This window comes from Azospirillum sp. A23 (genome assembly GCF_042938965.1).
In the GTDB taxonomy this organism is placed as follows: Bacteria; Pseudomonadota; Alphaproteobacteria; order Azospirillales; family Azospirillaceae; genus Azospirillum; species Azospirillum melinis.
In genome coordinates, this window is sequence record NZ_CP170671.1 from 36,365 (window position 1) to 61,144 (window position 24,780).

Genomic DNA, 24,780 nt, shown 5'->3' on the forward strand with positions numbered 1-24,780 from the left:
CCTGTCCAGCCTCACGGGGGCGGCCAGGAGGCGCTTCGCGAGGAGGAACCGTCGGCATCCGGGAGGACGCGCTGCGAAGGGGGGAGGATTCCCTGATGACGACCGTCCTGACGCGCGCCGAACTCCATGCCCTGGTCTGGGAGCGGCCGATGACCAAACTCGCGGCCGAGTTCGGGCTTTCGGGCACGGCGCTCCAGACGCTCTGCAAAAAGCATGAGGTGCCAACCCCGCCCTGCGGCCACTGGATGAAGAAAGCCCACAACAAGCCGGTGCGCGTGATCCCGCTGCCGCCGCGGCCATCCGATGGGGCCGGTAGCGACCGCATCCTTATCCACCCAGGGCTGGGATTGGCTGTCAGTCCGGCGGCCGCCGCAGCACGCGAGGCGGTGAGGGCAGGGACGGAGCCCGCGACGGTTTCCGTTCCGGCGCCGCGCGACCGGCTGGTCGACGCCACTCTCGCCAAGTTGGCAAAGGCCAAGCCGGATCCCCAGGGTTTGGTGAGCGTCCGCGGCGCCGGCGTCATCCAGGTCACGGTCCGTCCAGTCTCGGTTGGCCGGGTGGGCGTGGTGCTGGATGAACTCGCGCGCGCCGCCGCCAGCCGTGGCGTCGTCCTCGACGCCCGGGAGGGCTCCGCCCGTTTCGAGGTGGAGGGGGAGACGGTCACCGTCGAGCTCGTGGAAGTCGCCGACAAGGTCGCGCACACCGCCACCCCGGCCGAGCTCCAGGCGCTCGCGGTCTGGGAGGCGAAGCAAGAGGCCGACCGGAAACGCTATGGCCATGCCTCTGGATGGGGGCGGCCGCACATCCCGAAATGGGAAGAGCGTCATCAGGGCCGTCTCGCCGTGCGTTTGGAGGAGGTCCGCGTCCGTCGGGACAGTCCATGGGGACCGGCCATGCGCCGCACCTACGCCGACCACGGCCGGCGCAAACTTGAGGCGATGGCGGTGACGATCGTCGCCGAGGTCGTCGCCATGGCGGTCACCAAGCGGGAGAACCGCGACGCCGACGAGCGGCGGCGCCGGGAGGCGGAAGAGCAGGCGCGTCGGCGGGCGGAGGCCGAGCGCCGTGCGGCGCTTGAAAAGCGGCGGAGCACGGCGCTCGACGAACTGATCGTCGAACATGAGCGCATCCTCCAGCTTGAGCGGTATGTCATCGCCCTCGACGCGGCGCTTGCCGGGACGGAGATCCCGCCCCGGGTCGGCCGGTTCGTTTGTTGGGTGCGCGCCCGTCTTGACCGCCTGAAGGCCGAGATGGCACCCGCGGCTCTCGAGACGCGCCTCGAAAGCCGCGGCTTGTTCGCCGAGGACGAGTGAAGTGGTCAGAGCACCGGCCTCACATCTCGTACCCCCGGTTCCGGTTGCGGTTGGCTTGTTGACGTCGTTGGATAGTCTGCCGGAAGAGCGCCTCCTCTTTTTGTCCGAGCGACTGCTTGCCGGCGTCGATCATGCCGCGTTCGGCCATTTCCTGACGAACAGTGGCCAAAGCCCGGACAACCATTTGTTCGGCCGTGAGTCTCTCACCAGCCAGCAGGAGGCGATCACCCCAGATCCTCTTGATCTCCGCGACCTGCGTCAGTTCCTGCCGACGGATGTCCTCGTTGGTGACCGTGAGCAGGTGTTCCCGCAACCGCTCCAGGCCGCCATGGTCATCGGCCTCCAAGGTCAGCACCGGCAGCGGTGAGTGTGCAGGAGGAGGGGCTGCGGGAGGGGGAGCCACCGGTTTCGCGGTTCGGGTGATCTCGGCAGTAGGAGGCTGGACAGGGCCATGGTCGCGCGTGACCGAACGCAGGGGCTCCGTCTGGGCGTCGCTCTTCCGGGGAGTGGGGGGAGCACGCGTGAGAGAAACCTCCTGGACCTTCTGGATATCGAGCGTCAGTTCTGCGCAGTCGGACCCAGACCCCCCAAACGTGGAAAAGCGGAGAAATCGCCGGAAGCGACGTTTTGTTTCTCGCTGAATCGCGATAAGCGCGTTACTGATGCGAATACTATTGTGTTCGAATATGTAGCCGCGCCTTGCCAATAAATCCGCTTGTGCCGTTCCTTCGTGGTACTTTATCAGAAGATCCTCGTCGCAATCCTTCAGATTTATTGGAACGTATTTTTTAGATTCGATTTCTTCTTCCGTGATGCGGATCAAATATATGATTTTCTCCATCGCACTCCTCATTCGCTGAAAAAAGCGGAAAGCGCTTTCTTCTGAAAAAGGAGGAATCGTAAGTGATGAATAGGTCAACCGAATTCCGATAAGCAAGAAGTCAAGTCTTGACTTATTCGCGATTCTGTGCTATGCCCGTAACCAGCAATTCAATAAGGCATAGCACAGACTGACGCAGAAAATTTTCTGCTCTTCTTGGCTTTCTTTTCGACATTGATGCTCCTAGGGCAGCCGAGAGCGGAATTTCGGGACAGTCTGTCTCCCGAGTCGCCCATGGAGGCGATAGTCGGAGGAGCCACCCTGACGCAATCCAAGGAACGCCGATGCTCCTGCTGAATGCAGGGGGCTTCCGGTCGCTTCATTGTCTGGATGCCGGCCATGCGCCGACGCCGTCCGCCTCCTTCCGTCCGATCTGCCGAACTCCCTCTCGTGAGCGCTGCAATGTGCGGATTGCCCAAGGGCCGACGACCCGATGGCCAGCGTCTGCCCGAAAGCAGTACTGGTGTGGCGCGCAGCCCGGCTTGAGATCTTGCGCACCGGAGCGGGCGATCGACCAAACCGCGGGACGGTCCCGCTGGTTCAAGAAGGTCTCGGTTCCATCCTGCGCACCTGGGCTGTGCCGCGCGGAACAGCCGCTCCAAAAGCGCCGGGGACCTCGCCACTGACGAACGCGCCGGTAGCGCACGGCCGCGTCCCGGCTTTTTGTCCGCGCCACCACGTGGTCGACCATCGGCCCGCCAAGACGCCGTGCGCGGCGACGGAACGCATCCCGATCTGTTGGGCGGTGGTCCCTGCGCGGGACAGGCACCCGCGCCGCGGCGTCTGCGCGCGGGCGCGCCACCGGCGCGCGCCGGGACCAGCAAGGGCGCGCGCGGCAGCGCGCGTGCATCCGAGACGCGCGCTGGGCGCGCCGCGCGATGACGTCTCGGATGTGGCCATACGCTGTGGCTGAGCCGTGAGACTGAGCCTCGTCCATGAAAGCTGCGCGCGTCAGCATCCGGCGCGCGCAGCTCCCGCCACAGCCGCGCGCGCCGTGACCTTTGGCTCCCGGTCCTGCTGGAATTGCCTGCGATTTCGGTATAGCCTACCCCAATAGACAGTGATCCATGCCCAATTACTTTTTCGTCAAAAAGGTATTTGGGTATGGATCACTGCCAAAACGGTCAAGGGTGGAGAAGCGCATGCCCGCGCGCGTCGAAGAGGACTGGCAGGTCGGCCGCTACCGCGAGGTCGCCGCGCGCGCGCCGAAAGCCTCCGGTCGCGTCGGCCGAGGCGGCCGGACCTTCCACGCGCGCGTCACCTCGATCACCCACGCCAATGGCGGCGCGCGGCGCGCGGCCGGCGGGCTCGACTATGACGCGCGTGTCGAGCGCCACCGCAGCCGCGCCGACGAGCTGGAGAGCGAAGGGGGGCAGGGGCGCGCCGAGATGCGCGCGGCACTCGACGCCTGCGCCGATGCGACCACGCGCAAGAACGGGGTGGTCGCCCGGCGCGTCATCGCCGAGCTTCCTTGCGAGATGGACGCCGCCGCGCGCCGCGCGGTGGCCGAACGCATCGCCGCCTGGTTCGAGCAGGCCGGGCATCCCGCTCATTGGGCGGTGCACGCGCGCAACGGCAAGGGCGAGTATCAGCCCCACCTCCACATGACCGTCGCCGCGCGCCACTGCAGCCGGCGCGCCGACGGCGCCTGGGAGGCCGCGCCAGCCGGGCGTTCCGGAGTGAAGGGCGGCGGTGGCGCGCGTCCGGTCCTCGCCGGCCCGGCGGCGCTGCGCGCCTGGCGCCGCGAGGTGGTGGCCGCCGCCATCAACGCGGTGGCGGAGGAGCGCGGTATCCAGCTCGCCGCGGCGTGGCATGGCGGCCGCCTCGCCGAAACCGGCATCGATCGTCCCGCCAAGCGCCGGCGGCCCGAGGTGGCGTTGCGCGCGCCCGACCGGGCACGCGCCAGCGACCATGGTCTGGGCTTGGCCAACAGGATGGCCGAGAGCGAGGCCGATGCGGTTCGCCAAGCCCGCGAGGCCCATGTCGCCGAGCAGCGGCGCTGCGCCGCCGGTGCGGCGGCCGCCGCGCGGCATGTCGCTCTGGCGATGGATGTCGCGGCGGTCCGCGCCGGCCGCGGCCGGGTGTCGGCGGCCCGGATGAAGCCGATCCTCGACCAGCTCCTGGTGTGGAAGGACCGCGCGGAGCGGCTGCGGGTCACCATCGCCGAAGAGCGGGCGCGCACAAACGCGCCGCCGCCCAGTCCAAAACAGCGCCAGACCGCCGCCGACCTGGCGACGCAGTTGGAGGTGGAGTTGCCGGACGGCTGGGACGTGACCGCCGGTGCCGCCGGCGCCGCGGTGCGGCTGCTGATGGCGCTGCGGCAGGCCCGCCGGGTGGCGCACGCCGACAAACAGGCCCGTGCCATGGCGGAACAGGAGCGTGACCGGGCGCGCCAGGAGGAGGCCGCGGTTTTGGCCCGCCCGCCCCTGGTGCGCGAGGTGGTACGGGAGGTCGAACGCACGGGCGTCGCCCTCGATGGGAAGCCGGCCACCCCGGACCAGCTCATTGCCCGGTTGCTGGACGATGAGGACACCATCCGCCGCCAGAAACGGGAGCTGGACGTCCTGCGGCAGCGGCCTGATCCGGCGGATCTGCAACAACTTGCCGGTCTCCTCCAGTACCTGAGGAAGACCCCCAACGGGAAAGGCGCATGGACCGCGGAGTGGGTGAAGAGCAGCGCCGAGCAGCTCCTGGCATCGACGCGGTACCGCGGGATCGAGATGTGATCCTGCGGTGGTGGGGGCGCCAGAGCGGGGCCAGGTGATCCGCCGTTGGTTTGGCGGTCATTGCGCCGAACCCGAGGCGCTTCACCGCTCTTTGAAGGGAGAGGAGCGGTGACGTCCCCGCTTCACGGGCACCGTTTCCCTTGTCTGCTTGGCACGCTCACGTGGCTGCGGATCATCGCTCCAGCGCTGCGGCACGGGACACGATGGCCCGCACCGCCCGGAGGGCCGACGCGTTGTCCTGAATGCCGGTGAACAGCCGGCGCAGCTCGACGACCGCCGCCCACTCACCGGCTCTTTGGTAGGCGGCCAGCACCGCGGCGGTCTCCGCCTCGGAGATGATGAACATGACGAAGCAGACGCCTTTCCAGTTGCGAGGGGCGGAGCGGGGGCGGCGACATCAACAGACGGATCTGTACCATGTCGCGGTGACGCCGGGGCTGCAGCCATTCGTGACCGTTGCTCATCGCGAGCTTGCCGTCGATGTACCGACAGCGTTCCCGCCTCCCTCGAGGAGGGGAAAGCCATCAATCCGGAGGCGGTGATCGGTCCGACGATGGCCACCGCCGTCCATTCTCCGATTCGCCAGGCAAGGACGGGAACAGGTATTCCGGCGGCATCCACGCCGCGCTCCCGCTCTCCCGCTTATCCACAGCCTGGCGCTTTGTCCCGTGGGGTTGGGACACGGGTCCGTGGGGTTGGGGCACGCGGAACCGGGTTATCCCGTGGGGTTGGAACACAAAGCAACTAATAGAGAATCTACTATCTCCAACTGGCTTCGTGCCCTAACCCCACACTTGACGCAGAGTATCCGGAGCCGTCACCGTGTGTCGCCATGGGTGAATTACACGACGTGATCATCGCCGGCGGCCGGGAGGCTGCCCTTTCCAGCGCCGACGCCAACCTTGTTGACATCGCGGCAGGGGTTCTTGGCGATGAGCGGGGCACCCATGGCTACACATATTCGGGTTTGTGTTTGACCGCTCTCCCCCATCGCCGGATCCCCGACGACCAGGCATGGGAACGTGTGGGACACAAGATGCGGCTGGTCGTGGAGCCCGGCCGGCTGCAGATCGGCGATCACCTCCGGCTGTTCGGTGTGCCCTATGGCGCCCGAGCCCGGATGATCCTGATCTATCTCATCACCCAGGCCGTCAGGACGAACAGCCGGGAGATCGCCCTCGGGCGGTCGATGCGGGCATGGCTGGAGGCCATGGGGGTATCGGTCGGCGGCGAGACGGCGAAGGCTTTCCGGGAGCAGGCGATGCGGATCGCCGCCTGTTCCATGAAGTTCTTCTGGGAGGCTGAGGGTGGTGCTTCCGGCTTCGACAAAGGCGGTGTCGTCCGCCGCGGCCTGATCTTCGATGGCAACGACGACAGCCCCCTGCCGCGCCTGTTCGACGAAGCCGTGATCCTCGACGAGGTGTTCTATCACACCGCCCGGCAGCATCCGGTCCCCCTGCTCGACGCCGCGGTCCGGCATCTGCGTGACCGCTCCATGTCCCTCGACATCTATGTTTGGCTCGCCTACCGGCTGCATGCCTTGGCCAAGCCAGTGCCGGTGTCGTGGACCGCTCTCCATGCGCAGTTCGGCGGCGGCTTCAAGGAACCGAGGTTTTTCCGCCGGCCCTTCCTCGAGGCTCTGACGGTGGCACTGGCAGCCTATCCCGATGCGCGGGTCGAGATCGCGGATAGCGGTGCTGGGGTGATCCTGCATCCGTCGCGGCCACCGATTGGCAAGCTGCTGGACGGCTGATCCATCTTCGCAGCCAGGCTCTCTGTCAGGGAGAGACGCGGTGCCCGGCCAAGAGTGCGCACCTGCCTCAGGGGTACATCCTCGGCTGTGCCTGCGCTGAGGCGTTTTGAGTCTGCGCCCACCTCTCCGTCATCATTGTAGGCGCGCGGTCGCTGAAGATTTGCGCGCTCGACAGGCAGAGGCGCGCACAGCGCGCGCACTCCGTGCCACCGGCATGCGCGCGCCGCGCGCCAGCTTGGGATCGACGCGCGCGCGGTCCGGCGCGCGCGCGTGACCTAACCCCACAACAGGTGGTCGGCGCGCGCGCCATGCTGCACGCCGGCACTGCGCGCAGCGCGCGCGCAGTCCACGCCATCGGTGCGCGCGCCGCGCGCCAGCTCGGGATCGAAGTGCGCGGTCCGGCGCGCGCGTGACCTAACCCCACAACAGGTCGCTGGCGCGCGCGCCATGGTGCGCGCCGGCACTGCGCGCAGCGCGCGCGCAGTCCGCGCCATCGATGCGCGCGCGCCGCGCGCCAGCTTGGGATCGAAGTGCGCGGTCCGGCGCGCGCGTGACCTAACCCCACAACAGGTCTCTGGCGCGCGCGCCATGGTGCGCGCCGGCACTGCGCGCAGCGCGCGCGCAGTCCGCGCCATCGATGCGCGCGCGCCGCGCGCCAGCTTGGGATCAAAGCGCGCGCGGTCCGGCGCGCGCGTGACCTAACCCCACAACAGGTCTCTGGCGCGCGCGCCATGCTGCACGCCGGCACTGCGCGCAGCGCGCGCGCAGTCCGCGCCATCGATGCGCGCGCGCCGCGCGCCAGCTTGGGATCAAAGCGCGCGCGGTCCGGCGCGCGCGTGACCTAACCCCACAACAGGTCTCTGGCGCGCGCGCCATGCTGCACGCCGGCACTGCGCGCAGCGCGCGCGCAGTCCACGCCATCGGTGCGCGCGCCGCGCGCCAGCTCGGGATCGGAGCGCGCGCGGTCCGGCGCGCGCGTGTCCTAACCCCACAACAGGTCGCTGGCGCGCGCGCCATGGTGCGCGCCGGCGCTGCGCGCAGCGCGCGCGCAGTCCGCGCCACCGGTGCGCGCGCGCCGCGCGCCAGCTCGGGATCGACGCGCGCGGGGTCCGGCGCGCGCGTGTCCTAACCCCACAACAGGTCGCCGGCGCGCGCGCCCTGCTGCGCGCCAGCTCGGGAACGAAGCGCGCGCGGTCCGGCGCGCGCGTCCTAACCTGATGACAGGTCACCGGCGCGCGCCGTGGTGCGCGCCGGTGCTGCGCGCAGCGTGCGCGCTCCTTCAGGACCAAAGCGCGCGCAGCGTCGTGCAAGCGAGATTGTGCGACCTATTCAATAAGAGGGACCATGCCGGATCCTCTGAAACGCACTGCATCAAACAATCATCTGCTCAAATATGTGGGATTGCATGGTCACTCGCTGGTGACCCTCGTCATATGATAGAGCCAGCCGGAACTTGTGGAGGGGCCGGCATGCCAACGACAACGACCTGGACGACACGGCACGCGGTGACGCGGATGCATGGCTGCGATCTGGCGGTGGTCTGGCGGGGTCCGGATCTGTGGAGCTGGACCGTCACGGTTGCCGGTGAGCAGGTCCGCTCCGGAAGTGCCCGGACGATGACCGGCGCTCAGGACGCCGCGCTGCGCGCCGCCAAAGCCCATACGGACGATGGCGGACGCATCCAGCTGCCGCTGTTCTGATCGACTACAGAGTGCTTTTCGCAAAAAGGGAGTAGATGCGCAGATCTGTGGCGCTATTCACAGGTCATTAACGTGGAGCACCCTATGGTGACTTCAGGTTCTCATCCTCCCTGAACCGAAACCTAAAGGCCGCACCTGGTTGGTGGCGGCCTTTTTCTTTTCTAAATCTTTGACCAGGCTGCTGCTCAGTTACCGCTCTACACACCTACAGCAGGTCGGCGGCCGGGTTCTGATGCACGGCGCCGGTCTGGAAGTAGCGGGCGGCGATGCGGTGGCTCTTGTGGCCGGAGAGCTGCATCAGCAGGTCGAGCGGGATGCCGTCGCGCCCGCCGGTGGTGAGGAAGCCCGAGCGCAGGGAATGCGCGGCGTAGGCGGCCGGATCTAGGCCGGCGGCCCGGGCAACGCGCTTCACCGGCACGTCGGTGCCCGCGCTCTGCTGGTCGGTCCTCGAGCGGCGGATCTGCAGGGTGAAGTCGCGCCCATCTCGGACAATCCGCGCACTTTCGTGTAGTGCCCCCGACACCTCGATGCCGTAGAGCTCCCGAAGATGCCCGGTGATCTCCCGCGTCGACATGCCCCGCGCGTACATCGACACGATCTTCTCGTCGAAGCCGGGAAAGCGGCGCTGGTATTTGCCGATCAGCGCCGGATCGAACGTTCCCGTCCTATCGCGCGGGATGGACAAGCCCAATTGAGCCACCCTCGGTCAGCACCGTCTTGTGGCCGTAGCCGTTGCGGCGGTTGCCGCTCTCGTCACCGGCGAGGTGATGATCCAGCTCCGCCTTCAGCGCTCGCTCCGTCAGCGCTTTCTTCAGCTGGTCGAGCAAGCCGTTCTGGTCGAATGCCGGGACTAAACATCTAGGATAACCCCGCCGAGCACGAAATTCCGGACACTCCCCCTCAAAGCGCCCTCTACCGATCATTTCAGCAGGCGGCTGTCTCACTCAACGTTGGCACAGAGGGATCGGCACGGTCCAGTCATAGAGAATTGATCAAGCTGCGTCCGATCACGCCCAGCAGAACCTCGCTCGTCCCACCCCAAATCGACTGTACGCAACTGTTGATGACGTCCTGAGTTGCCCGTGTTCCGCTCGCCCCGCTGATACCCATGGCACCGCGCAGCTGAACGCCCGCCATGGCCAGTTTCTTTAGGGTCTCGGTCGCCCGCAGCTTGGCGATGCATGCCGACCGGGGATTGGAACGGCCCATGGCCTGCTCGGCTATGCAACGGTCGATGAACGCCTGATTGACGGCGCACTGGCTGAACAGATCGCCCAGCTGAAACTGCGTATTCTGGTAATCGAGGACGGTCCCCGCCGATGCCGGCCGGGCGCCGCAGTCGGCGATAAGATCGCGCAGGACAACGACGGCCGACGCCTGGGCATAGATCGCCAGAATCAGGCGTTCGATGCTGAGGAACGTCATGAGGTAGAGGAAGCCCATCCCCTCGGCCCCCAGCAGGCGGTCGGCCGGGAGCCGGCAATCGTCGAAGCACAGCCGGGCGGTGTCCAGGGCCGGAACCCCCGACTTCGGGATCCTTTCCCGGAAAAGGCCGGCACAAGGCGCCTCGACCAGGGCCAGGCTGATACCGGCCTGCCCACCGATGGCCCCGCGGTCGCTGCGTGCGGCCACGATAACGAGATCGGCCAGCGAACCGTTGGAAATGTGGATCTTCTCGCCGCTCAGGACGAGTTCGTCGCCATTGCGCAGGCACCGGGTCTGCATGTGGTGGATGTCGCTGCCCGACCGTGGCTCGGTCAGCGCTATCGCCCCCAGCACCTCGCCGGAACAGAAGCCGGGCAGGTAGCGCCGCTTCTGCTCCCCGGTACCGAGCCGAACCAGAAACGGTGCGACGATGTCGCTCTGCAAACAGGTCAGCAGCCCCGAAATCCGTCGACGAGCGAGTTCCTCGATGATCACCACCGAATCGAGGAAACCTCCTCCCCGCCCTCCGTATTCTTCCGGAACCATTCGGCACAGCAACCCGTTCGCTCCCGCCCGGCGCCAGATGTCGGCAGGAACGTGCCCGGCTTCGGCCCACGCACGGTGATGGGGAACCACTTCCGCATCGAGAAAATGTCCCACCTGCTCCCGCAGCAGATCGTGATCGGAATTGAATATATCGCGTTTGAGCATCCTGCCCCGTCACTTTCTGGATCAGCCCGCACTGCCGGCCGGCCGGCCATTGCGACCGGCCGCTGTAACCGGCCGTGGCCCCCGGTTTCAGGCCGGCTCCGGCACCAATGGCCGGCGACCGAGCTCAAGAACGTGCAGGATATGGGAGAGATCGGCCTCGTCATTGACCGCGTCCAGCACCAGCGTGCGATAGCCGAGCGCGCGGTAACGGGCGATGCAGTCGGCCACATCGTCGTAACTGCCGACCAGATACGGACAGAAGGTCTTGTAGTTCCTCAAGGGTTCCAGCCAATAGACACCGAATCGCCCGTCTTTGGCCTTGTCGGCGATGGCGCCGAGCTGCTTGAGCCACACGGAATCGCTGACGTTCATCGCCATCCGGTGGGCCAGCTGACCCCGCCGGTCGGCAGGAAAGCGTGCGTGCGCCACCTCCCAGGCCGCGGCACTTTCGGGACGGGCGATGATTCCCAAACGCAGGGCCAGCGGATGCCGGCTTTCCGCATCTCCGCGCGTCTCCAGCGCTTCGGGCGGTCCGGTATAGCCCAGCTGCGTCGCCCCCACCGCCGCGGCGGCGGCGGCGGCGGCCTCGGATGCACCGGAAACATAGAAATCCGGCATCAGAGCGGTGTCGAGTGCCGGAGCCAGCCGCAGTCCCTCGACACGGTAATATTCGCCGCGGAAGGTCGCCGCCTCCCCGCGCAACAGGCTTTGCAGCACGCGGGTATATTCGATCAGGCGAGCATAGCGGTCATCATGCGCCGTCCCGTCTCCCAGCTGCGTCAGGTCGCGGGCAAAGCCGCCGGCGACCATGTTCAAAGCCAGCCGCCGGCCGTAAAGAAAGGCCAGCGAGGAGACTTTGCGCGCCGCCGTCAGGGGATGCATGTAAAGCGGCTGGGTGGCGACAAGGGGAACGAAGCGTTCGGTCCGTTCCAGCACAGCCTGCGCGACCGTCCACGGGTCGGCCAGACTGTTGTCGGTATAGATCAGCATGCCGGCGGCTCCAGCCGCTTCGCTCCGGCAGGCCACCGCGGCGATCTCGTCCAGATAGGCTCGCGGCATGAAACGATCCGAGGGCGGAGCGGTCGTGAAGAGTTTCATTGTCTGCCTTCTTTCGGTGTCGGTGAAGTCAGGGGAAGGCCATGCCCGTACCGGAGACCACCGCCGGCCCATGGCCACCAAGGATGCTGTCGAGGCTTTCCGGCGCGTCCAGCAGGTGCAGCACGCGGTCCACCCGCTCCATCAGGCGGGGCCGTCCCAACGAAGCGGCGAAAGCCCGCCGGAGCATCCGGTTGAGCTCGAGCGCCTCCGGGCAGCGGTCGCCACGGAACTGGGAGTAGTTGAGATCCACCGCCTGTCCCAGCAGCCATGCCCAGCGGGCGGGAACCATGGCTGCCGGAACATAGGCTTCCGCCAGGCGGCGGCGCCATCCTTCGCCGGCGCCGGCGGCGGCCAGGGCATGCTCCAACGGGCGCGCCTGCAACGCGGCGACCGCCATGCCTTGCGCGTAGAGCGGATTGAATGTCGCCAGCGTGTCCCCGATGGGAAGGTAGCCTTCCGGCAAGCGGCCTGCGATCGCGTCGAACCGCTTCAGCCTTACGCTGGCAATGCGGAAGCTGCGGATATCGGTGAGCAGGCGCTCGCGCGCCAGAAGCGAGGCGATGCGGCCATCCGACAGGGCCGCGATGAATCCACGGAATCCCTCTTCGTCTTTGGGCAGGCCGCAGCTGAAGCGATCCGTCGCCGTGGCGATCCAGCGCCCCCTTTCCACCGGCGCCAGCACCGCCCCGCAGGTTGCCGGTGCGTCGGCCAGATTGAGCCAGCCCGCCAGTTCGTCGCCCGCAGTCACCGACCGGGAAAACAACGCACTGGTGTAACGGACCTCCGGGAAGCTCGTCTCAACGGGCGGTGCGGGACAGCCAACGGCGGTAAGCCAACTGTCACCATGGCCGCCGCGGCCGGTCGCATCGATGACCAGTTCCGCGCGCAGCCTCTCCGGCGATTGTCCGTCCGTAAGGCGGACTGCCGCAACCCCTCCCCGGCAATCGGTTTCCAGCCCGCAGACCCGGCCCTTGACCAACCTTACCACCGGCAGTGCCAGAACCTGGGTGCGCAGCAGATGCTCCAGCAGCGGCCGGGTCTGCGACAGGATGCTGAGGCCGGTATCCGTCGGTTCCATCCATCGGCCGGAGCTGAAGGTGCGCCACTGGGAACGGACCTTCAGGTCCAGACACCCCGCCGACCGGGCCGCCGCCTCGAAGCCCGGAAACAACCGGGCCAACACATCGCGCCCGGATTGGAGCAGCGCATGGACATGCACCGCCTGGGGTGTCGCCTTGCGGCCCTGCGCCCCGTCCGGCAGGTCGTCCTGATCGACCAGGAAAACCCGCTGGAACGACTTGGCCAAGACGGCACAAGCAATCAGTCCCGCAATCCCGGCACCGATCACTGCTGCTTGCTGGGTGTTGCCGTGCTCTGTCATCTGAGAGTTCCGCTTGCCGGGAGGCTGCCCCCCGATCGCCGTCCGGCATGGGGCGGGACCGCGCCCCGGCCGGTCCTGGCTTGGTTGAAGCAACGCGCCATCTATCGTCAGCCCCGGCCCAACAGAGCCGTGCGCAAAGGAAGACCGGCCGCCCGCAGCGCGGGAAGGCCGCCGCCGACGAGCCCGATCGCCAGCGACAGGATCACGGCACTGACCACCTGCCCCCACGACATGGCCAGCTCGAAGCCGATCCGCGTGCTGTCCATCCCGCGGGTCGACGCGGCCCAACCGTCCAGCGTCAGCCACGCCAGCGACACTCCCAGACCGCAGCCGGCTAGGGTCAGCGCCAGCGCCTCGCACAAGGTGCCGACGAAGGCCGAGCTGCGGCTGAAACCCAGCGCCCGGACGGTGGCGATCTCCACCTTGCGTTCGGAAACCGAACTGTACATCGCCGTCATGGCTCCGATGGCGGCCCCGAAGGCCATCAACGCCGCCAGCGGCCATCCCAGCCAGAGAATGATCCGGCTCACTCTTTGAGACTCCACCGCGAAATACTGCGCTTCGCTGCGGGCGGTCAGCCCGAGCTGCGGGGCGTCTTCCACATAGCGGGTAAAGTCGGCCAGGGCGGCTGCGTCCTGAAGGGCGACGCGCACGCTCTGCAACTGGTTGAGCCGATTGAACTGGGATTGCACGACCGAGCTGTCGGCCAGAATCTCCGATTCATAGACCGATCCCGCAGCGGTGAAATGCCCGACGACCGTCCAGCGCGATCGCCCGAAAGTCACCGTGTCGCCCACGGCCAATCCGCGGTAATCGCTGGCCAGACGCGCGCCGACGATGATCTCGCCGGTGCCAGGGGTGAAAGGCCGCCCGGCCGACAGGGTCACAAGCGGACGGACCGACAGCCCGGCGGCGCCAAGACCCCGCAGCGACACGGTTTCCGTCGCTCCGGCGTCTCGGGCCAGCACGTCGACCGGCACCACCAGCTCTTCGGACACCAAGGCCCGCCCCGCCCCATCCCGCGCCACCCGCGGCGCCTCCTGAAGCAGGTGGAGCTGCTGGGATCCGATACGGCTGGTGACCTCCGACAACGCACCGCGGCTCAGGACCACGGCAACCGTATCGGACCCGGCGGTCGTCAACGACAGGCGAAAGCCGTTCGCCATCGCGAGAAATCCCAAAAGCACAACCACCACCAGGGCCACCGAGAGAACGGTGGACAACGAGGTCGACCAACGGCGTGGCAGGCTGGACAGGTTGACGCGGATCAACGCCAGAGACGGCTGCAAGAAACCAAGCATCGGTTCACCTGTGTCTAAGGGCGGCGGCGGCCGACAGGCGCAAGGCATGCAGCGCCGGCACAAGCCCGGTCAGCAGGGCGAAGGCCACGGCCTGCATGACGGCCAACATGATGATGCGGGGAGTGAGATAGAGACCCGGGACGATGGAGCTCAGCCCTTCTTCGAGAATCGGAATCGCCGCTGCGGTCAAACCCAAACCCGCCAGAAGGCCCATGAAGAACAGAAGGAAGGTTTCCGAAAGGACGATTCCAACAATATGCTTTTGGGAAAAGCCGAATACCTTCAACACGCCTATCTCTTCCGTCCGTTCCCGAATGGCGAAGATCATGGTGTTCGCCACGATTATCAGGATCGTTACGAAGGCAACACCCACGACCAGGCGGACGATCAGGGCGATATCGGCGAACTGCTCCAGAAAGGCCGACATGAACTCGGTCTCCGTCCGGGTGCGGGTTTCGGCCCCGGAATTTGCGAACAGATCGTCTATGGAGTGGGCCAGTTCGTTCACGTCCTGGCCGCGGGCGGGAAGCACGCCGAACAGGGTCACCAGGTCCCGCCCGGATTGAAGCGAGTCGTTGATGTAGTCCTGGCGCACGATCATGAAGCTGGTGTCGACGGCCTGCCCGCGGCCGTCGAAAATTCCGGCCACATCGAAGGTCCAGTTGCGGCTGCCGTCGAGGTTGGCATGTTGGAAGCTCGTCACGGTGACCCGCTGGCCGATCTGCCAGCCTTCCCGCTCGGCCAGATTCCGCCCGACCAGCGCCGTGGTGCGCGACCCCAGGAAAGCCTTCGCGGCCGCGGGCGGAAAGTCGTAGGTGGCGGCATAGACGCGCAGATAGCTTTCCGGCTCGACCGCGTTGGCCCCGATGATGTTGTACTGGTTCATGAAATAGGCCCGGAGGCGGGTGATGTGGGTCACCGCCTCCACCCCCTTCACTCCGGCGATCCGCTGGAAATGGCTCAGCGGCAAACTCTCGCCGCTGCTGATCTTGTTGGCCACCACCAGCCGCTCGGCCGTGGCCTCGCCCCCTTCGAATCCCTGCTGGAAACTCGACAGGACCCCGAAAATGAAAAAGGCGATCGCGATGGAAAGCACGAGAAGCAGGCTACGCAACAGATTGCGCCTGAAATTCTGGCGGGCCAGGAAGAGGGAGGTCATGAGCATGCTGCCAGCTCCCTGGTGGCGAAGGCACCCTTGTCGAGAACCAGGGTTCGGCGGGCGGCGCGGGCCGCCGCCTCATCGTGGGTCACCATCACGATGGTCTTGGCCAGCTCTGCGTTCAGCAGGCCCAGAATTTGGAGGATCTCGTTGGCGGATTGGCGGTCCAGATTTCCGGTCGGCTCGTCGCACAGCAGGATTTTCGGATCCGTCGCGATGGCCCTGGCCACGCCGACCCGCTGCTGCTGCCCGCCGGAGAGCTCGGAAGGCAGATGCCCGGCTCGCTCGGACAGGCCGACGATTTCGAGCACGGTCCGCGCGCGCCTGCGGCGTTCACGCCCGCTCAAGCCCGTCAGGAGCAGTGGAAGCGCGACGTTCTGCTCGGCCGTCAGCATCGGCAGCAGATGGTAGGACTGGAACACGAGGCCGACATTGGCCGCCCGCCACCGGGTCAGTGCCCCCTGTCCCATCCGGTCGATCCGCTGGCCGCCGACCGTGATCTCGCCGCTGTCGACGCCATCGATGCCGCCGATCAGGTTGAGGATGGTGGACTTCCCCGATCCTGAGGGTCCCATAAGCGCCAGAAAATCGCCGGGCGGAATATGAAGCGACAGATCTTCGAAAATGTTCAGACGGCTCTGTCCCACTGCATAGGACTTGCCGACATGGCTCAATAGCACGCCTTCGTTCTGCATCATTGCCCCTCGCCTTTTTCCTTTTTCTCCGATCCAGGCCGATCGGAGCCGGACATGCGATCGAAAACCACCTTGGCCGCCATGTTGGCCAGCATTCCGCCGCCGGTGTTCGGCAAAGACAGCCGCACCGTCACCGTTCCCTTCTGCCGCGACGCCGAAGGCTCGATCAGCAACACCGATGCCGCCCGCTCCTGCTTGGGATAAGCATCCAGCACCACCCGCGCCGGCTGGCCGGGGGCGATGCCGGCAATGTTCGTTTCGGCGATGTCGACGTCCACGAACAGAGTGTCGGTATCCACCAGCGTCATCAGGACCGAAGGATCGGAACCGCCGCTCTCTCCAGAGGACACGACCTGCCCAGGCACCGTGGCGATGTTGACGACCGTGCCGGTGAAGGGGGCGCGGATGACCAGATGCTCCAGATCGAGCTCGGCCTGCTCCAGATAGAGCCGGGAGGTTTCCAGTGCGTGGTTCTGGACATTGACCTCGTGGCGCAGCCGGGCAGCCTTCAGGCGGGCGTCGGCGACGCTGGCTTCCGAGGCGATGCCCCGCGGCGCCAGCGCCTCCAGACGCCGCAGCGGGTCCAGCGACTGCGAGAGCTCGGCCTCGGCCGAAGCGACGCGGGCCACCGCCATGTCGACGTTGGACTGGGCGATGCGGCGATTCAACAGCGCCTGCGCCATATCCAGGCGACCCAGGATCTGCCCGGCCTGAACGCGCTGGCCCAACTCCACGTCCAGCGTTGCGACACGCCCGCCTGCCTGCGGCTTGATCGCCACCGAGCGCGGCGCGACGACATACCCCGACCCGACAAGCCCCGAAGAGGGCGGCGGAGCCGGCAGGGGGACCGAAGCCGCAACGGGAGCGGCCGAGGCGACCGGCGCGACCGGTGCGTGGGCGGAGCGGGCGGAGAACAGGGCGGGTGCCTGCACCGCCACCCCGGCGGCGGCGGCCGACACCAGGCCCACGGCCAGAACCCACAGGCGCCGCTGCGGTGCCCGGCCGGGCTCATGCTTGGGCGCATCGCCACGGTCAATCGACAGGGACCGGAGTTTGCCGATCAGCTCATGGTTTTGGGCCATCGTCATCTTGCACACTTCATCGGTTTGACCGGACCCGCGGCCAGATGTCCGTTCCAAAGACAGTCGCCGGGCCGCGGAACCGGTCCGTACTGTGGGCTGCGGGATCGTCGTCCTCGACCTGGATCGCAATGAAGGACGTCCTTTATCAGGAACCCGACCGGAAACATGCCGGCCTCAGCCCGAAACCGCCCGCGGCTCATCCAGCAGCGCCCGGGTGTCGAGCTTCCCGTTCACGGTCACCGGCAGATGGTCGATGAAGCGGATGTCGCGGGGCGTCATTGTCCCTGGCAGAGCCCGCGAAAGCCCTTCCAGGATATCGATGCGCGACGGCGGGAGCCGGGGGCACGGACGTACGAACAGCACGATTCCGTTCACCCGGCCGGCGGCATCGTACTGCGGCAGGCACACCGCTCCCTCCACCGCCGGCAGCGCCCGCGCCGCCAGCTCGATCTCGTCCAGTTCGATGCGGTTGCCGTTCCATTTCACCTGTCGGTCCGCGCGGCCGGACAGGACCAGCCCCCCCTGGGCGTCGAGCTTTCCGATGTCGCCGGTGCGGTATGTCGGCTGGCCCAGATGCCGCCCGAAGGCGGCATTGCCGGGATGGTCGCGGGGAAGATAATGGTGAACGACCTGTGGACCGCTCAGCTCGACCTCCCCCCATTCGCCGACGGCAACCTCGCGCCCGTTCCCGTCGAGGATGCGCATCCCCGAAGGAGCGATGACCCGCCCCAGCGGCAGCGGGCCGTCACCCTCCGCATCCTCGGGAACCAGCCGGTACACATGCGTCATGCAGGTGACCTCGGACGGGCCGTACGCATGGAGGATCCGCGCCTGCGGAAAGCGCTTCATCAACGTACACACCAATGCCCGTCGGACCATCTCGCCGCCGACGAAGAAGCAGCGCAGGCCGGGAAGGCACTCTTCACGGAAGTCCCGCTCGGTGCACATCAGCTGCAGCAGCGTCGGGGTGGAGAACCACGATCCGGGCACGACCTCTCCAGCCGACAGAAGCTGACGGATGTTGTTCCGGGGCATGACATTGTTGCGGTGGTCCAGCAGAACCACCGCTCGTCCGAGCGCTAGGGTCGGCCACAAATCCAGCATGCCCATATCGAAGGCGAGACTGGCATGGTTGACATGGGCCCCGGCGGGACAGGCATCGCCCAGCATCGGCCCGTACCAGCCGTGGAACACCGCGAAATTGCGGCGCGTGATCGGGACGCCCTTCGGCTCGCCGGTGCTGCCGGAGGTGAAGATGATATAGAAAACAGCCTCGTCGGCCACCGCCTGCGGACATTCCTCCTGCAGCGCCCGCTCTGTCAGCCGCGTCAGATCGAGGACCGGCAAGCCGGGAATCTCGCATTGAACACGATCCCCCGCGCCCAGCCCGTGGACCGCCCCGGCCACCGCGGCGATACGGGCTATCCGCGACGGTGGGTTGGCACGATCGGCGAAGACGAACGTCCGCCCCGTGAAGGCGCAGGCCAGCATCGCCGCCACGACCTCCGGTTCCTTGTGGCCTGTGACCAGGATGTTGCCCGGTGGCAGGCGCGAAAGGGCGTCGATCACCCCTTGCACATGCCGGCCCAGTTCCCCGAAGGACACCACCCCCGCCGTGGTCAGCAGGGCTGGGGCGGAGGGGGTGGACAGCATCGATGCATGGATCGCGGCAAGCATGGGCTGGAGCATTGCGGGACTCCCTATGCGCGCGGCGTGAAGATGACGGGCACCGGCCCTCGCGGCGCGAGGGTCGAGCGCAAGATCGGACGCAGGTTGCCCGGACGGCAATTCGGCGCCAATGCCATCCGGTGGGTGGTGCAGATGGCCCGGACCGCGATCGTCAGTTGATGCAGGATGAAGCGTGCCCGCGCCCGAATGCGTGGACCGACCCCGAATGGCAGGTAATGACCGGTATCGATGCTCCGGTCGAGGAAACGGCGGCCGCAAAACTGTTGGGGGGCTGCCCAGTAACGGGGATCCCGATGAACCAGCCATGGCGCGAACAGGACTGTCGCGCGGGCTGGAACCGTGACCGGGCCAAGGGTGACGGCCTGACTGGTGATGCGGTAGATAAACGGCAATTCGGGGTACAGGCGCTGCCCTTCCTGTACCACCGACCACGCGAGCGGGCTGGCCTGGTCGGGAAGGCCGAAGATGTCGCGTCCGTCCAGTTCCGCCGCGACCTCGTCCGCCAGCGTCGGGTCCTGGGCGAGATGGACCAGCGTCCACAGGAGGCCCAGCCCATCGATGTTCAGCTTTTCCAGCAGCATGCGGCCCAAGGTCGGACGCAGGCAGGCCACCCGGTCGGCGATGGAAAGCCCGGCCGGAACCGCTTCGGCGATCCAAGCGACGACGGTGCCGTCGCCGGGAGTGGATACGGTCAGCGCCGCTTCGACCACGCGGTCCAGGAAATTGCGGGCGGCCTGGAATTCCGCCATGCTTTCCGGGCTGGCGGTCTGCGAGGGGTCCCGCGTGCTCATGGCAAAATAGAATTCTTCGATGCGCAGAAGACCGTCCGCCATCTCCTCGTCGCCCAAAGCCGGGCCGAAGAGGACCGGACAGACGGCGCGGATCGCCCACATCCGGCACAGGCCGCGCAGGTCGACCGCCTGTCCGCCGGCCGGGATGTCGGCCAGAAAGGACCGGCACGCCGCCACGAGGGCATCGTGGAACCAGCCGTCCCAGACTTCGGCCACCGCGGCAAGGCGGTTGCCGGTCGCCATCCACACCTCGCGATGTTCCGGCTCGTCCAGCCAGTCGCCCAGCAGCAGACGGGAGATGGCGGCGTTGCTCGCAATGTCGCCCAGTTCGGTCTGGAAGTGCCCCTGATGGCTCTTCCAGTATCGAATGCTTTCACTGCCGCCCAGAAGATACAGGTCCCGCACGTCGCTGGCGCGGATCACCACATGGTCGCCATGCTGGCGCATTGCGGTTTCCGCCACCTTCAGCAGGCCGAGGTTCTGGCAAAATTCGGAATTGGCGTCGAACACCGGGATGGAACTCGCGTCCATGAGCTTTACTCCGAATGTGTGGAGGCCGGCGACGAGGCGGCCTCCTCCTTGTGCATGTGGATGTGGCGGAATTTCGCGTGCAGGGCGGCGGCGGCCAATTGCGTGCCGTCCAGCTTGGAGTTCGCGTTCAGCGCCGCCGGAAAGCCGCCATACCAGTGGCGGGGCACCAGATACGGCGGCAGTTCCGCCGCCAGCGCGTCGGCCAGGCGCCGCAGGCAGGCGTCGCTCTCCACCCCCAGGACGAATGCCGACAATGCCCGCGCTTCGCCGTGCAGCAGGTAGGGCTGAACCACTGCATCGTCGACCCCCGCTTGCCGGCGCAGGTGGGCCTCGATCTCGTTCAGGTCGATCCGAACCCCTTGAACCTTGATCTCCCGGTCCATGCGCCCGCGCAGGTACCAGTTTCCCCCCGGTCCGGCGATGCCCAGGTCGCCGGACCGGTAAAGGCCGGATTCGGGAAACGCACGGGCCTGCCGTTCCGGCAAACCGATGTATCCCAAGCCGACGCTGGCCCCGCGGATCAGGATCTCGCCGGGCTCGCCGGCCGGGGTGCCGGGGGCCGTCTCCAGCCAGGTGCCGGGACGGGGGGTGCCGATCGGCAGCTCGTCGGGCGCCTCCAGGTGCTCCCGCGAGATCTCCACCGAGGTGACCGCCACCGTGCATTCGGTCGGCCCATAGGTGTTGATCACCCTGCAGCCGGGAAACCGCTCGAACAGGCTCGCCACGGCCGGCTTGGTCAGCGGCTCGCCGCAGAACAGGAAAGTGGACAAGGACGGCAGCGTCCGGCCGCTGAAACGGCGGTTCTTCAGCATCAGGCGCACGATGGACGGCGTCGACACCCAGAGGGACGCCTCCGCAGCCGCCAGCCGCGCGATGTAGTCCGTCGAATTGGCGATGTCGGCATGGTCGAGGACGACGAGCGGCAACCGATGCCGCCAGGACATCCACAGCTCGTACAGGGAAACATCGAAACAGTGGCGGATGATGCCCGTGACTGCCCCCTTCCCTGCCGCCGTTGATGAGGGAACGGGAAGCAGGATGTCCAGCCAGGCGATGAAATCCAGCAGATTGGCGTAGCTGATGCCGATCCCCTTGGGCCGACCCAAGGTTCCGGATGAAAACATGATATAGGCCGTGTCACCGCATCGGATGGCCGGATCGGGCGCGGCGGGTGCGGGAACGGGGGGTGCGGGGATAGCGGGATCGGGGACCGCGGTCCCTCCGTCGCACGGGTCCGCCATTTCCAGCACCGCGAAGCGGCCCGGCCGGGCAAGGGCGGCCAGCCGCCCGGCAGCCGCGGAATCGCCATCGGCGACGAGCAGGGCACAGGCATCGGTCGTTTCCACGATCTGGCGCACCCGCTCGGGCGGCGTTTCCCGCTCCACCGGCACCAGGGCATGGCCGGTCAGCAGACATGCCCAATAGGCGACGGGATAGCGTCCGTCCTTATGCCCCCAGATCAGGATGGGCCGGCGCTGCGGATGCCCGGGCATGCCCGCAACAACCGGCAGAAGCCGCAGAACCGCACTGTGCAACCCGGCAAAGCTGAGATCGGCCGACGACTGCCGGTACGCTGGACGGTCATCGCCGGCAAAGCGGCCGAAGATGTTCCACAGCGCCGCCACACACGGGGAAACGACGGGGGAAACGACGTCCTCGCGCCGCATCACGCCGGTTCCCTGGCCTTCAGGCCGCCTTCGATCAGCGCCGTGAAACTGCCGACGGTGGCCAGCTGCTGCGGCTTCAGACCCGCAGGATCGACCGCGACCTCGGGAATCCGCTCCTCGATCAACATGAAAAGCTCCAGCAGTAACCCGCTGTCAATCCCCAGGTCGTCATCAAGCCGGGTATCGACGGTGATCGTGCCGCCGTCCGGCAGGTCGAGCAATTCGCAGAGGGCGGCGATCACATGATCCAGAATGTTCGTCATGGGGAATCCTCTCGGGTTTGGCATGCTCATCCGATAGTCGCGGGTATCGCCGTTTCCGGTTCGGTGGAGGAAAGGGGCGACGGCGGGACGGCGGCCGGGCGGGACGCGAGTTTCCGACGCAGCAGCTGCTTGTCGATCTTGCCGTTCCCGTTCCGCGCCAGGGCATCGGCGACCACGATACGGGCCGGAACGGCATGGGGTTCAAGGCGGGACGCGCACCAAGCCTTGAGACCGGCGGCATCCGGCTCGATCCCGGCACCGCCGGCCGGCCGCAGGGTCACAACGGCGCAGCATTGCTGGCCATAGACGGGGTGGTCGATCCCCAGGACACAGACTTCGGCCACGGCGGGATGCGCGCTCAGGACGGCTTCCACCTCGGACGGCGCGACCTTCTCTCCAGCAACCTTGAGGATTTCGTCCGAACGGCTGATGAAATAGAGGAACCCTTCCTCGTCGAGGCGGCAAATGTCGCCTGTGTAAAGCACAAGCTCGCTGGGCCAAGGGCCGGGACGCAGTTTCTGAGCCGTCTTCTCTGGGTTCTTCCAATAACCCTTCATAACGGTGCTGCCGCGGATCACCAGTTCGCCGGTCGCGTCGCGTCGGCGCGCAACCCCGGCTTCATCCACCACCCACAGCTCGGTGTTCGGAATCGCCTTGCCGACGCTCGACTTGCGCCGGTCCAGTTCGGAGGGGTCGAGGTAGGTGCAGCGGTGGCATTCCGTCAGCCCGTACATCGAAAAGAGACGGGCGCCAGGGAACAGGGTGGTCAGAGTGTCGATGCCATCCACATGGAGCATTGCCGCCGTGCTGGTGATGCAGCGCACCGCCGTCAGATCGAACCGGCCAGCCAGGGGCGCGATGAGCGGCACCATTGTCGGCACCACGGGGAAAACGCTGGCCCGGCTTTGCGCCAGATGCTGCAACGCAAAGAACGGCTGCGCGAACGATGGCTCGACGTAGAGGCAGGCCCCCACCAGGGTCGTCATGGTCAGCTGGTGCAGCCCATAATCGAAGGTCAGCGGAATGGCGCAGAACACCAGGTCGTTGGAACGGTAATCCAGATACTGCGCCACCGACCGCGCGGCGCTGGTCATGTTGAGATGGGAGAGCATCACCCCCTTGGGTTCGCCGGTCGAACCCGAGGTGTAGATGATCGCCGCCAGATCCTGATCAATGACCCGCCCGGTCGCCACCGGCGTCCCGCCCGTGCCGTCGATCAGCAGGTCGAGGCTCCCCGGTCTCTGTTCCTTGCCGTGAACCAGCAGATGCGCCCGTATCCCGGCTTCGCCGCAGGCGTCCGTCACCAGCCTTTCCAGATCGTCGTCGCACAGGATCGCCGCAGGCGAGCAGTTGCCGAAGATCCAGGCAAGCTTGGCCGACTTGGAGCCCGGATTGAGCGGTACCGCCACGGCACCGGCATAGAGCACCCCCCAGAACGCTATGCCGAAGGCTGCCGAATTGGCCATGATGATCGCCACCCGGTCACCGGGACCGACACCGCCGGCGGCCAGTTCCGCGGCCACGCGCCAAGCCGCGCGGCGAACCTCGGCGAATGTCAGATCGCGACGGCTGTCCTGCAGGGCCGGCGCATCGCCGCGCTCGTCGGCGCTTGAATCAAGGAAGCTCGTCAGAAGCGTGGGAAAGGCGGACACGATGCGGCCCTTTCAACTGATTGGGGAATCCAAGGCCCGGCCGATTGGACAGCCTCGCGCGACAGCCGGCAGGCGCCGACGAACCCACCCATGCCGACGGAAAGAAGCATGATCCCGTCGGCATCCGGGGTGACGTCCGGGGCGGCGGCATCCAGCCGGCTGCCGAGCAGCAGCAACGGATCGCTTGTGTAGCAATGGCCGATGTCGGGCAGCAGCCCTAGGTCGACACGCTCCGGAGCGACCCCCGTCTCGCGGCAGAACATCAGCCAGGCCAAGCTATTGACGTTATGCGGCAGAAGCGGCGACCGGCCCTTCCAGGCAAAGCCCGCGGCGTCCAGCGCTTCGCGCACGATCCGGGTGTGGGCGGCGAAAAACGTGCCGATCTGGGCCACGCTGCCGGCCCGGCCGAAAGCGAATTCCGGATGGGTCCGCAGCACCACATCGCCGAAACGCAACCCGCCCGGCCCGCGGTCGAGGACCAGACCGCAGAACGCATCGCCCATCAGCGTGCATCCCGCGACATAGCGATCACCGAGCGGCAGGCCGGCATGGCAGTCCCCGGCCAGGACCGCAACGGACCGCGATGTCCCGGCATCCAGCAGCGTGCGGGCCAGATCCAGCGCCCAGAACAGTCCGCTGCAATTGGTCTGGTCGATCTCGTACTGCCGGACCACCCCAGAGAGGAAGGCATGACGGCGCACCAGTTCCGGAAACAGAGCCTCCTCCTCCGGAAACGGCATCGGCAGCCCGCGCACATGGACCAGCGTGTCGGGTGGTTCACCCCGGTGCCGCGCGGCGAGGCCGGCGACCACCCGGCCGAACTGCTCGCTCGCTTTTTCATTCGCCGGCACCGCCGCCACGCCGTCTATGCCGAAAAGGCGGCGGAACACCCGCGCTTCGGCAGGCGAGCCGCCGGCCGCGCGCACCACCGCCTCCGCATCGATCCTGCCGCCGGGAACATGG

At 67.0% G+C, this 24,780-nt stretch carries 20 protein-coding genes and 1 pseudogene; 4 read left to right on the top strand and 17 right to left on the bottom strand.

Annotation, left to right across the window (positions count from 1 at the left end):
* The first annotated feature begins 95 nt into the window (after positions 1-95).
* Positions 96-1,313, top strand: a complete 1,218-nt coding sequence (locus ABNQ40_RS34640; RefSeq protein ID WP_391349630.1) for a hypothetical protein — start codon at positions 96-98, stop codon at positions 1,311-1,313.
* A gap of 19 nt (positions 1,314-1,332) precedes the next feature.
* On the opposite strand, the gene ABNQ40_RS34645 is transcribed toward ABNQ40_RS34640, so the two are convergent.
* Positions 1,333-2,232 carry a hypothetical protein gene (locus tag ABNQ40_RS34645; RefSeq protein ID WP_391349632.1) on the bottom strand — a complete coding sequence of 300 codons (900 nt, stop codon included), beginning with the start codon at positions 2,230-2,232 and terminating at the stop codon, positions 1,333-1,335.
* Positions 2,233-3,335: 1,103 nt separating this feature from the next.
* Here ABNQ40_RS34645 and ABNQ40_RS34650 point away from each other — a divergent pair.
* Positions 3,336-4,919 carry a hypothetical protein gene (locus tag ABNQ40_RS34650; RefSeq protein WP_391349633.1) on the top strand — a complete coding sequence of 528 codons (1,584 nt, stop codon included), beginning with the start codon at positions 3,336-3,338 and terminating at the stop codon, positions 4,917-4,919.
* 172 nt (positions 4,920-5,091) lie between these two features.
* On the opposite strand, the gene ABNQ40_RS34655 is transcribed toward ABNQ40_RS34650, so the two are convergent.
* Positions 5,092-5,265, bottom strand: a complete 174-nt coding sequence (locus ABNQ40_RS34655) for a hypothetical protein (RefSeq protein WP_391349635.1) — start codon at positions 5,263-5,265, stop codon at positions 5,092-5,094.
* A gap of 504 nt (positions 5,266-5,769) precedes the next feature.
* On the opposite strand from ABNQ40_RS34655, the gene ABNQ40_RS34660 reads away from it, so the two are divergent.
* Together ABNQ40_RS34660 and ABNQ40_RS34665 are read left to right on the top strand one after the other, a co-directional pair.
* Positions 5,770-6,672 carry a replication protein RepA gene (locus ABNQ40_RS34660; protein WP_391349637.1) on the top strand — a complete coding sequence of 301 codons (903 nt, stop codon included), beginning with the start codon at positions 5,770-5,772 and terminating at the stop codon, positions 6,670-6,672.
* 1,469 nt (positions 6,673-8,141) lie between these two features.
* Complete coding sequence (locus ABNQ40_RS34665) at positions 8,142-8,372, top strand: hypothetical protein (RefSeq protein ID WP_391349639.1); 231 nt, start codon at positions 8,142-8,144, stop codon at positions 8,370-8,372.
* 205 nt (positions 8,373-8,577) lie between these two features.
* Here ABNQ40_RS34665 and ABNQ40_RS34670 read toward each other — a convergent pair whose 3' ends face one another.
* From ABNQ40_RS34670 to ABNQ40_RS34740, 15 genes and pseudogenes are all read right to left on the bottom strand, one after another.
* Positions 8,578-8,895 (bottom strand): tyrosine-type recombinase/integrase, encoded by a 318-nt coding sequence (locus ABNQ40_RS34670; protein ID WP_391349696.1) that lies wholly within the window; start codon positions 8,893-8,895, stop codon positions 8,578-8,580.
* Positions 8,890-9,217, bottom strand: a pseudogene (locus ABNQ40_RS34675) (transposase); the annotation flags it as partial. The pseudogene ABNQ40_RS34675 and the gene ABNQ40_RS34670, both read right to left, overlap by 6 nt.
* A gap of 133 nt (positions 9,218-9,350) precedes the next feature.
* Positions 9,351-10,508 carry an acyl-CoA dehydrogenase family protein gene (locus ABNQ40_RS34680; RefSeq protein WP_391349641.1) on the bottom strand — a complete coding sequence of 386 codons (1,158 nt, stop codon included), beginning with the start codon at positions 10,506-10,508 and terminating at the stop codon, positions 9,351-9,353.
* A gap of 87 nt (positions 10,509-10,595) precedes the next feature.
* Entirely contained in the window at positions 10,596-11,567 is a 972-nt protein-coding gene (locus tag ABNQ40_RS34685; protein ID WP_391349643.1) for an LLM class flavin-dependent oxidoreductase, read from the bottom strand.
* A 67-nt stretch (positions 11,568-11,634) separates the two neighbouring features.
* Positions 11,635-12,987 carry an FAD-dependent oxidoreductase gene (locus ABNQ40_RS34690; protein ID WP_391349645.1) on the bottom strand — a complete coding sequence of 451 codons (1,353 nt, stop codon included), beginning with the start codon at positions 12,985-12,987 and terminating at the stop codon, positions 11,635-11,637.
* Positions 12,988-13,094: 107 nt separating this feature from the next.
* The gene (locus ABNQ40_RS34695) at positions 13,095-14,276 is read right to left on the bottom strand and encodes an ABC transporter permease (RefSeq protein WP_391349646.1); all 1,182 of its coding nucleotides are present in this window, start codon (positions 14,274-14,276) and stop codon (positions 13,095-13,097) included.
* Between the two features lie 16 nt (positions 14,277-14,292).
* On the bottom strand, positions 14,293-15,453 hold the full coding sequence (locus ABNQ40_RS34700; protein ID WP_391349647.1) for an ABC transporter permease: 1,161 nt from the start codon (positions 15,451-15,453) through the stop codon (positions 14,293-14,295).
* Positions 15,444-16,145 (bottom strand): ABC transporter ATP-binding protein, encoded by a 702-nt coding sequence (locus tag ABNQ40_RS34705; RefSeq protein ID WP_391349648.1) that lies wholly within the window; start codon positions 16,143-16,145, stop codon positions 15,444-15,446. The genes ABNQ40_RS34700 and ABNQ40_RS34705 overlap by 10 nt, the downstream gene beginning before the upstream one ends.
* The gene (locus ABNQ40_RS34710; RefSeq protein WP_391349650.1) at positions 16,142-17,230 is read right to left on the bottom strand and encodes an efflux RND transporter periplasmic adaptor subunit; all 1,089 of its coding nucleotides are present in this window, start codon (positions 17,228-17,230) and stop codon (positions 16,142-16,144) included. Before ABNQ40_RS34710 ends, ABNQ40_RS34705 begins: the two co-directional genes overlap by 4 nt.
* A 168-nt stretch (positions 17,231-17,398) precedes the next feature.
* Positions 17,399-18,913, bottom strand: a complete 1,515-nt coding sequence (locus ABNQ40_RS34715; RefSeq protein ID WP_391349651.1) for an AMP-binding protein — start codon at positions 18,911-18,913, stop codon at positions 17,399-17,401.
* A gap of 11 nt (positions 18,914-18,924) precedes the next feature.
* Positions 18,925-20,214: a cytochrome P450 gene (locus ABNQ40_RS34720; RefSeq protein WP_391349653.1), complete on the bottom strand. Its 1,290-nt coding sequence runs from the start codon at positions 20,212-20,214 to the stop codon at positions 18,925-18,927.
* A 26-nt stretch (positions 20,215-20,240) separates the two neighbouring features.
* Complete coding sequence (locus ABNQ40_RS34725) at positions 20,241-21,902, bottom strand: AMP-binding protein (protein ID WP_391349655.1); 1,662 nt, start codon at positions 21,900-21,902, stop codon at positions 20,241-20,243.
* On the bottom strand, positions 21,902-22,165 hold the full coding sequence (locus ABNQ40_RS34730) for an acyl carrier protein (protein WP_391349657.1): 264 nt from the start codon (positions 22,163-22,165) through the stop codon (positions 21,902-21,904). Before ABNQ40_RS34730 ends, ABNQ40_RS34725 begins: the two co-directional genes overlap by 1 nt.
* Positions 22,166-22,191: 26 nt before the next feature.
* On the bottom strand, positions 22,192-23,817 hold the full coding sequence (locus ABNQ40_RS34735; protein WP_391349658.1) for a class I adenylate-forming enzyme family protein: 1,626 nt from the start codon (positions 23,815-23,817) through the stop codon (positions 22,192-22,194).
* Positions 23,793-24,743 carry a hypothetical protein gene (locus ABNQ40_RS34740; RefSeq protein WP_391349660.1) on the bottom strand — a complete coding sequence of 317 codons (951 nt, stop codon included), beginning with the start codon at positions 24,741-24,743 and terminating at the stop codon, positions 23,793-23,795. Before ABNQ40_RS34740 ends, ABNQ40_RS34735 begins: the two co-directional genes overlap by 25 nt.
* Positions 24,744-24,780: the final 37 nt, after the last annotated feature.